An 8,758-nucleotide genomic window follows, 5' to 3' on the forward strand; every position below is an offset into this window, starting at 1 on the left:
CGCTGGAGGCCGATGCCCGTGCCGCAGCCCAGCCGTTGCCCGCCGCCACCAGCCCGCTGGGGCTTGACGAGGTGTTGGCCGCCAGCCGCTTCCACGCACCGCAGGTGCTGGAGGCACTGGCCCGGGTACGCGGCGCCGAGGCCCGCGTGCTGACCACCGAAGGCGCCTTCGACACGCTGTTCAACGCCAATCTCGATACCCGCCCCACCGGCTTCTACAGTGGCAGCGATGTCGGCGTCCGGCTGATGCAGCCGTTGGCCAGCAATGGCGGCAATGTCTATGCCGGGTACGACGTCTCGCGTGGGACCTTTCCCACCTATGACGCGCAGAATTTCACCGCCCGCTATGGCCGCATCACGGCCGGCACCCTGTTCTCGCTGCTGCGCGACCGCGATATCGATGAGCGCCGCTTCAATCGCGCCATGGCCAGCGCCGACGTCGTGCTGGCCGACAATGATCGGCTGATGGTGGCGATCGGCGTGCAGGCGCGTGCCATTGCCGCCTGGAACAACTGGGTGATCGCCGGCCAGCGCGTGGCGGTGTACAAGGACCTGTTGAAGCTGGCGCTCGACCGCCAGGCCGGCTTCAAGCGCCAGGTCGCCGAAGGCTTGCGCCCGGCCATCCTGCTCACCGAGAACGAACAGAATATCCTCAGGCGGCAGACGCTGGTGGTGCAGGCCGAACAGGGGCTGGAACAGGCGGCGGTGGCGCTGTCGCTGTTCTGGCGCGATGCGGATGGCAATCCGGCCGTGCCGACGCCCGACCGGCTGCCGCCGCGGCTGGGCGCGCCGATCCCGATTGCCGAAGACGTGATGCAGGCGCTGGAGAACCGGCCGGATCTGCGCGTGGTCGACGTTCGCATCGCGCAGGCGCGCACACGGCTGAGCCTTGATCGCAACTATTTCCTGCCCAAACTCGATCTGAAGGCCGAGGTGAACCAGTATGTCGGCGATGCCGGGGTCGGCGGGCGCGCTTATACCGGCACCGAAAGCAAGCTGGGTGTCACGCTGACTGTGCCGCTGCAGCAGCGCACCGCGCGCGGCCGGCTGGGCCAGACTCTGGCCGATTTAGACGGCTTCCAGCAGCGCCGCCGCTTCATCGAAGACCAGATCCGCATCGAGATCGGCAGCCTGTCGATCGCCGCCCGCCAGGCCCGCCGCCTGCTGGGGATCGCCATCGACGAGCAGGACCGCGCCCTTGCCATGGCCAGCGCGGAACGCCGCCGCTTCCAGGAGGGCGCGTCGGATTTCTTCCTCGTCAACCTGCGCGAGGAAGCCGCCGCCGATGCCCAGGTGCGCCGTCTGGATGCCGCCTTCCGCCAGATCGTCGCCCACGCCGATCTCGCCGCCGCCACCGCCGATCTGCAGGCGCTGGGACTGGATGGGCGCTGACATGCGGGCCAGGGCCGCCGCGGTCTTGCTGGCCATCTTGCTGGCACCTGCCACTGCTGCAAAGCCCGTCGCTGTGCAGATCAGCCAGCCCGTTGTTCGTCTGGCGCACCCTGCGGCCAAGACCGGGGCCGGCTTCATGGTCATCACCAACAGCGGGCTCAGGGCAGACCGGCTGCTGGCAGTGGAAACGCAAGCCGCCACCCGCGCCGATCTGCATGGCACCATCAGCGATGGCGGGGTGATGCGCATGCGCGCCCAGGCCGGGGGCGTGGCCGTGCCGGCCGGTGGCCGCGTGGCCTTTACGCCCGGCGGCCTGCACGTGATGTTCATCGGCCTCAAGGGGCCGTTTCCGGTGGGCAGCACGGTGAGCGCCCGCCTGCGCTTTGCCGGCGCCGGTACTGTGGATGTGCGCTTCCGCGTGGTGCCGCCCTGAGCCGTGCGCGCCGGTTCAGCCGAGCCGGCGGTTCAGCGTGACGTTCAGCACATGGTTGCCGGGATTGGGGCCGGGCCGGTTGAGGAGCTGGTGCATGTAGCCGAACTCCAGGTTCAGCCGCTTGTCCAGCGGTTGCAGCCAGCCGACAAAGCTGCGCTGTTGGTCAAGGCCGCCGCGCGCCCCCCAATCGGTGCTGTTCAGGGCCACGAATGTCTCGCTCCAGGCCAGCGGTCCGGCGCTGCCCCGGCCATGCAGGGGCTGCTGCACCCGCCACTGGATGCGCAGGCGCCAGCCAAGGTCTTGGGCGCCCTCGAACGTGCGCTGCTCCAGCCGCCAGCGGGTTATCAGCGCAAAGCCGTTTTCCCGGCGCAGCACCGGCGCCATCACCTGCTGCCAGAAGCGGTGTTCGTCGCTGGTCACGCCGGGTGCCGGATTGTTGTGCTGGTAATGATAGCCGGCGTGCAGATCGATGTCGTTCTTCAGTCGCACGCCCAGCGCCCCGCGCGCGATGAACTGACCCAACCGACCGACATCGCTGGTGAAGCGTGGCTGCAGTTCCGCCCACAGCAGCAGCTTGCCGTCCACCGGCCCCTGCGCCAGCAACGTGTTCCAACTCTGCACGTCCTGCGCTGTGGCAGGCGCGGCAAGGAGCATGGCGACGGAAAGCATGAGGCGGCGCATCGCGCGGCTTTGCCCCGCCAACATGACCATGGTGTTACAGCTCAGGCCTTCAGCTGCGTCAGGTCGAACGGCAGTTTACGCAGACGCACGCCAGTGGCGGCAAAGATGGCATTGGCCAGCGCCGGCGCCACCGCCGGATAGGCCGGCTCGCCCAGGCCCGTCACGGCATAATCGGGCGTCAGCATGGCCACCTCGATCGGCGGCACCTCGTCCATGCGGATCAGCGGCAGGTCGCCGAAGTTGCGCTGTTCAACCGCGCCATCGGCAAAGGTGACGGCGTGATTGCGGCAGGCCCCCAGCGCATCGAGCACGCTGCCCTGCACCTGGTTGAGCGCGCCGGCCGGGTTGACGATCTGGCGGCCGATGTCGCCGGCCACCCAGATCTTCACCACCTTGACGTCGCCGGCGGGCGACACCGCCACCTCGATGACGTTGGCGAAATAGCCGAGGTGGCTGAAATGGAAGGCGATGCCCATGCCCTGCCGCGCTGGCAGCTTGCGGCCCCAGCCGGCCATGGCGGCGGCCTTGTCGAGCACGGCGCGCATGCGGCCCGTGTTGTAGCTGCCGCGCGCATTGGGATCGCCGATGATCCGCGCCGGCCCCAGGAACTCGCGCCGGAAGTCCAGCGGGTCCTTGCCGGCGGCGTGGGCCAGTTCGTCGATGAATCCCTGCGTCACGAAGCCGAAGGCATTGTTGGCCGGCGCCCGCAGGAAGCCGGTGGTGTGGATCAGCGGCAGCACGGTGGCGCCCAGCCGGAAATTGTCGACGATGCCAGCCGGAAAATCCGTGGGCCCGATCCCGGCGGCGCGCGCGAACTTGCCGTCGCGGCCATAGGAGATGAAGTGATTGTCCCACGCGACGCAGCGCCCGGCCGCATCCAGCCCGGCTTCCAGATAATGCCAGCCGCCAGGGCGCAGGAAATCCTGGGTCACGTCGTCCTCGCGCGTCCAGGTCAGCTTCACCGGCCGGCCGGCGGCGCGCGCAATCCAGGCGGCTTCCACCATATAGTCATTCTGCAGGCGCCGGCCGAAGCCGCCGCCGACGCGCAGCATATGGATGGTGATGTTCTCCGGCGGCACGCCCAGCGTCTTGGCCACGGCGGCGCGGCCCGGCTCCGGATTCTGGGTCGGCGCCCAGATCTCCACCTTGTCGCCCACCACGTGCGCCGTGCAGTTGATCGGCTCCAGCGGCACGTGCGGGATGAAGGGATATTCGTAGGTTGCCGACAGGCGCTTCGCCGCTCCCGTCATGGCGCTGCCGACATCGCCGGCGGCATGGATCGGCATGGCCGGGGCCTTGCCCCTGGCCTCGGCCGCCATCTTCGCCCAGGCCGCGCTGGACTGGAACGCGGCCGGGCTGTCGCTCCACTCCACCTTCAATGCGCTGCGCGCGCGCTGCGCATGCCAGGTGGTGTCCGCCAGGATGGCGACCCCGCTGGCCAGGCCCTCATATTCGTCGGTGCCTGGCACGATGAAGGCATCGCGCACGCCGGCCTGCGCCTTCACGGCATCGAGATTGGCGCTCTTCACCTTGGCGCCCTGCACGCCGGATTTGTGGAAGGCGGCGTGGATCATGCCCGGCACCACCGCATCGATGCCATAGCCCTGCTTGCCGGCCACAATGGTGCGGTTGTTCACCCCGGTCTGAAACGTGCCGATCAGGCGGAAATCCTTGGGGTCCTTCACCTTCACGCTGGCCGGATCGGGCGCCGGCAGGGCGGCAGCCGCAGCCGCGAACTGGCCATAGGGGGCACGGCGCTGGCCGTGCATCACCATGGCGCCCCGCGTGGTCAGCTCGGCCACCGGCACGCCCCAGGCCGTCGCGGCAGCCTGCACTATCATGGCGCGCGCTGCCGCGCCGACGCGGCGCATATTCTCGTAATGGGTGGGCATGGCTTGGCTGCCGCCGGCCACCTGCCGGCCATAGACCTTGGCATCGGCAATGGTCGGCACGATCTCCACGGTGGCCCAATCGGCATCCAGCTCCTCGGCGATCACCATCGGCAGGCTGGTGCGGATGCCCTGGCCCACTTCCGGGTTGGGCGCCATGATGCGGATGCGGTTCTCCGGCGTGATCACCACGAAGGCATTGAGCTGGCCGGCTTCCGCAGCGGTCACTGGCTCAGGGCTCAGACCAAGGTAGAGGCCGCCGCTCAGCGCAGCGCTGGCAAACAGGAAATTGCGGCGGCTGATCTCGACGGTCATGGGTGTGGCCTCACGCCTTCAGAAGCTCGGTGTCGAACGGCAGCTGCCGCAGCCGCTTGCCCGTCGCCTGGAAGATGGCGGCGGCCAGCGCCGGCGCCACGCTGGGATAGGCCGGCTCGCCCAGCCCGGTGGTGGGGTAATCGGTGGACAGGAAGGCCACCTCCACCGGCGGCGCCTCGTTCATGCGGGCCAGCGGGAAATCGCCGTAGTTCTTCTGCTCCACGGCGCCGTCGGCAAAGCTGATGCGCTGGCCCATGGCAGCGCCCAGCGCGTCGATCACGCTGCCCTGCACCTGGTTCTCGGCGCCCGACAGGTTGACGATATGCTTGCCGATATCGGCCGCCACCCAGATGCCGTGTACCGTCACGCTGCCATCGGCAGCCACACTGGCCTCCACCACATTGGCGAAATAGCCGAGGTGGCTGAAGTGGAAGGCGATGCCCATGCCCCGGCGCGCTGGCAGCTTGCGGCCCCAGCCGGCCATGGCGGCCGCCTTGTCGAGCACGCCGCGCATCCGCCCGGTGTTGTAGGGGGTGCCCTTGGCGTCCTGCTTGGTCTCGCCGCTGAACTCCTCGGCAATCGGAATGGCGCGCGGAGTGCCCAGAAGCGTGCGGCGATACTCCAGCGGGTCGCGCCCGACAGCCGCGGCGCATTCATCGATGAAGCCCTGCGTCACGAAGCCGAAGGCGTTGTTGATCGGCGCGCGCAGCCAGCCCAGAGTCGAGGCGAAGGGCAGCACCGTGAGATCGGCGCGGTAATCGCGGATCACGCCCGACGGGAACAGCGAGGCATCGATCACGGCGGTGGGGTTCAGCACGCCATCCTTGCCGAAGCTGACGAAATGATCGTGCCAGGCGATGATGTTGCCATTGGCATCGAGCCCGGCTTCCAGCCGGTGCCAGCCTGCCGGGCGCAACCAGTCGTGGGCGAAATCCTGGCCCCGGTCCCACTGCAGCTTCACCGGGACGCCGGCGGCCTTGGCGATCACCGCAGCCTCCACGGCGAAATCGTTCATCAGCCGCCGGCCGAAGCCGCCGCCTGACCGCATCAGGTGGAGGGTGACATCCTCCACCTTGATGCCCAGCGCCAGCGCCACCATGCGGCGCGCGTCTTCCGGCGTCTGAGTCGACAGCCACAGCTCGGCCTTGCCGTCCTTCACATGGGCGGTGGCGTTGATCGGCTCCAGCGCGGCATGGGACAGGAAGGGATAGCGATAATCGGCCTTCACGCGGCGGGTGGCGCCGGCCATCTTCGCGGGCGCATCGCCATGGTTGATGTAGGCCGGCTTCTGCGCGCCATCGGCCCAGGCCCTGGTGGCGGCGGCTTCCCACGCCTCGCTCGACTGGAAGGCAGCGTCCCCGCCCTCCCACTCTGCCGCCAGCGCATCGCGGCCGCGCAGCGCCGCCCAGCTGTTGGTGGCGATCACGGCAATGCCCTGCGGCAGCACCTCGATGCCGGGCAGGCCGACATCGATCTCGGTCTTCAGGTCACGCCGTTCGGCAATGTCGAACAGCGCCTTGACGCCGGGCACCGCCAGCGCGGCGGCCTTGTTGGCGCTCTTCAGCTTGCCGCCGAACACCGGCGACTTGGCAAAGGCGGCATACATCAGGCCGGGCGGTCGGGCATCGATGCCGAACAGCGGCGCGCCGGTCACCACCTTGCGGTTGTCGACACCGGGGATGCGGCGGCCGAGGATCTTGAACTGCGCCGGGTCCTTGAGGGCCAGGCTTTCCGGCTTGGGCGGGGTGACAGAGGCGGCCGCCTCGGCCATCTCGGCATAACGGGCGCTGCGGCCCGAGGCCTTGTGATGCAGCATGGCGCTGCCGGTGGTGATCTCGGCCGCCGGCACGTTCCAGGCCTTGGCCGCTGCCGCGATCAGCATGGCGCGGGCCGACGCGCCAAGCCGGCGCATCCGCTCGAACTGGGTGGGCGTGGCGGACGAGCCACCGGCCAGCTGCACGCCATAGACGGCGCGGTTGCCCGGCGCCTGTTCAACGGTCACCTGGTTCCAGTCCACGTCCAGCTCTTCGGCGATCATCATCGGGAAGCTGGTCTTCACGCCCTGGCCGATTTCCGGCTGGTGGGCGGTGATGCGGATGCTGCCATCGGCGCCGATGATGACGAAGGCCGACAGGGCGCCCGGCACGCTGGCCTTGGCGCCGCTCAGTTGCCAGCCCAATGAGAGCCCGCCACCGGCCAGCGCCGCGGCCTTCAGAACCTCGCGGCGAGAGGCCTTCACGACACTGCCGCCTGCTTGATGGCGGCGCGGATGCGCGTGTAGGTGGCGCAGCGGCACAGGTTGCCGCTCATCGCGGCATCGATGTCGGCATCGCTGGGCTTGGGCGTCGTGCGCAGCAGCGCTTCGGCCGCCAGCAGCTGGCCGGCCTGGCAATAGCCGCACTGCGGCACGTCCAGCGCCACCCAGGCATCCTGCAGCTTGCGGCCCCAGGCGCTCGCCGAAAGACCCTCGATGGTGGTTATCTTGCCGGTGCCGACAGCCGAAACCGGCGTCTGGCAGCTGCGGATGGGCTCACCATCGAGCTGCACCGTGCAGGCGCCGCAGAAGCTCGCCCCACAGCCGAACTTGGTGCCGGTCATCCCCAGCACGTCGCGCAGCGCCCACAGCAGCGGCATGTCAGGCTCGGCCGCCACCTCGACCGGCTTGCCGTTGATGTTCAGCTTCATCGTGATCCCCTCCGGAAAATCAGGTAGGGAGCATAGCCGCCAGATATGCCGCCGGCAATCGGGCGATGAAGGCTTCAGGCCCTGACCAGACCCCCAAGCGCCGGAGCCGGCGCGCCCGCGAACACACGCCGCGTGACCAGTTCCGGATCAAGCCCGAACAGGCCGGCAGCGGCGCCCGCAAACACGGCGTTCAGACTGGTGGTGGGCACAAGATCGCGGTCCTCGAACAGGCGGGCAAGGCCGGGCCAATCGCCATGCACCTTGCCGCCAGCCACGCGGCCACCGGCCAGCAGCACCGCCGAGGCGGTGCCATGATCAGTGCCACCGGTGCCGTTGGCCGCCACCGTGCGGCCAAATTCCGTCGCGGCGATGACCAGCGTCTGCCCCCACGTCGGCCCCAGCCCGGCCTTCAGGCGCATGATCACCGTGTCCAGCTGGCGCAGCTGGTTCGCCAGCCGCTGCACTTGGCCGGCGTGCGTGTCCCAGCCGCCAAGATCGAGCACGGCAATGCGCGGGCCATCAGGCTGCACCAGCAGGCGGGCGGCGGCATCGGCCAGCGCTGGCGGATTGCCGGGGCCATCGCTGGCGCCGGCCATCTCTTGGGTCGCCATCGCCTCGCTCCACAGGCGGTGCAGCTGGGCATCGCCTTCATAGAGGGCGGCGACCCGAGCCTTCAGGCTGGCGCTGGCATCGGGCAGGCGGCTGGGGGCAAAGCTGGTGGCCGGCGCGGCGCCCTGCAGCAGCGCTGGCAGCGTGGCCGCCAGCGCCACCGGCGGCTTGGCGGCCGGCAACAGCGGCAGCAGCCGGTTGAGCCAGCCATCCTTCAGCGCGTAGGCGGCGTTGCCGCCCGTTTCCAGCATGTTCTGCGCGTCGAAATGGCTGCGCTCGCGATAGGGGCTGGCCACGGCATGCACCACGGCGGCCTCTCCGGCGGCGAACAGGCCGGCGAACGTCTTCAGCGCCGGGTGGGCGGCGAAATCGGCGGTCAGCCTGTGGGCCTCGCCAAAGGCTGGCGGCGCCTCCTGCAGCCGGCCGCGCAGGGCCGAAAGGCGGGCATCGCCCAGCGGCGGGATGGCGGCCAGCCCGTCCATGGCACCGCGCAGGATGATGAAGACCAGCCGCCGATCGGTGGCGGCTGCGGCCAGCGCCAGGCGTGGGCTGAGGGCGAATCCGCCGAGCAGGGCGCCGCGGGCCATGAGGGAACGGCGATCGATCATCGGCGCAGGAACTCCGGCGAGACGAGCAACAGGGCGAGGCCCTCGCTCTGGCTTTCGGCGCGGGCGATGGCAGTGGCGGTAGCCGGCGACAGCAGGCCGGGCAGGATGCGCGGGGCGAGCGCGCGCGGGTCAACGCCGGGGGCCAGT

Annotated in this window: 7 protein-coding genes; 2 read left to right on the forward strand and 5 right to left on the reverse strand. The window is 69.6% G+C overall.

What is annotated here, in order from left to right; translation table 11 throughout:
• Positions 1-1,391, forward strand: a 1,391-nt coding sequence (locus tag GJV64_RS07980) for a TolC family protein (protein ID WP_164156734.1), incomplete at its 5' end; no start/stop codon positions are given.
• A 1-nt stretch (position 1,392) separates the two neighbouring features.
• On the forward strand, positions 1,393-1,824 hold the full coding sequence (locus GJV64_RS07985) for a copper chaperone PCu(A)C (RefSeq protein WP_164156735.1): 432 nt from the start codon (positions 1,393-1,395) through the stop codon (positions 1,822-1,824).
• 15 nt (positions 1,825-1,839) lie between these two features.
• Here GJV64_RS07985 and GJV64_RS07990 read toward each other — a convergent pair whose 3' ends face one another.
• The 5 genes from GJV64_RS07990 to GJV64_RS08010 form a co-directional block, all read right to left on the reverse strand.
• On the reverse strand, positions 1,840-2,505 hold the full coding sequence (locus GJV64_RS07990) for a DUF2490 domain-containing protein (RefSeq protein ID WP_164156736.1): 666 nt from the start codon (positions 2,503-2,505) through the stop codon (positions 1,840-1,842).
• A gap of 41 nt (positions 2,506-2,546) precedes the next feature.
• Positions 2,547-4,709 carry a xanthine dehydrogenase family protein molybdopterin-binding subunit gene (locus GJV64_RS07995; protein WP_164156737.1) on the reverse strand — a complete coding sequence of 721 codons (2,163 nt, stop codon included), beginning with the start codon at positions 4,707-4,709 and terminating at the stop codon, positions 2,547-2,549.
• A gap of 10 nt (positions 4,710-4,719) precedes the next feature.
• Positions 4,720-6,948 carry a xanthine dehydrogenase family protein molybdopterin-binding subunit gene (locus GJV64_RS08000; RefSeq protein WP_164156738.1) on the reverse strand — a complete coding sequence of 743 codons (2,229 nt, stop codon included), beginning with the start codon at positions 6,946-6,948 and terminating at the stop codon, positions 4,720-4,722.
• Positions 6,945-7,394 carry a (2Fe-2S)-binding protein gene (locus GJV64_RS08005; RefSeq protein WP_164156739.1) on the reverse strand — a complete coding sequence of 150 codons (450 nt, stop codon included), beginning with the start codon at positions 7,392-7,394 and terminating at the stop codon, positions 6,945-6,947. The genes GJV64_RS08000 and GJV64_RS08005 overlap by 4 nt, the downstream gene beginning before the upstream one ends.
• Before the next feature lie 74 nt (positions 7,395-7,468).
• Complete coding sequence (locus tag GJV64_RS08010) at positions 7,469-8,611, reverse strand: DUF1501 domain-containing protein (protein WP_164156740.1); 1,143 nt, start codon at positions 8,609-8,611, stop codon at positions 7,469-7,471.
• Positions 8,612-8,758 lie beyond the last annotated feature (147 nt).

The sequence above is a fragment of the Sandarakinorhabdus rubra genome, from assembly GCF_010994245.1.
GTDB classification, from domain to species: domain Bacteria; phylum Pseudomonadota; class Alphaproteobacteria; order Sphingomonadales; family Sphingomonadaceae; genus Sandarakinorhabdus; species Sandarakinorhabdus rubra.

Coding starts and splice junctions, on each gene's coding strand:
- GJV64_RS07985 (WP_164156735.1), top strand. CDS start 1,393: ATGCGGGCCAGGGCCGCCGCGGTCTTGCTGGCCATCTTGCTGGCACCT.
- GJV64_RS07990 (WP_164156736.1), bottom strand. CDS start 2,505: ATGCGCCGCCTCATGCTTTCCGTCGCCATGCTCCTTGCCGCGCCTGCC.
- GJV64_RS07995 (WP_164156737.1), bottom strand. CDS start 4,709: ATGACCGTCGAGATCAGCCGCCGCAATTTCCTGTTTGCCAGCGCTGCG.
- GJV64_RS08005 (WP_164156739.1), bottom strand. CDS start 7,394: ATGAAGCTGAACATCAACGGCAAGCCGGTCGAGGTGGCGGCCGAGCCT.
- GJV64_RS08010 (WP_164156740.1), bottom strand. CDS start 8,611: ATGATCGATCGCCGTTCCCTCATGGCCCGCGGCGCCCTGCTCGGCGGA.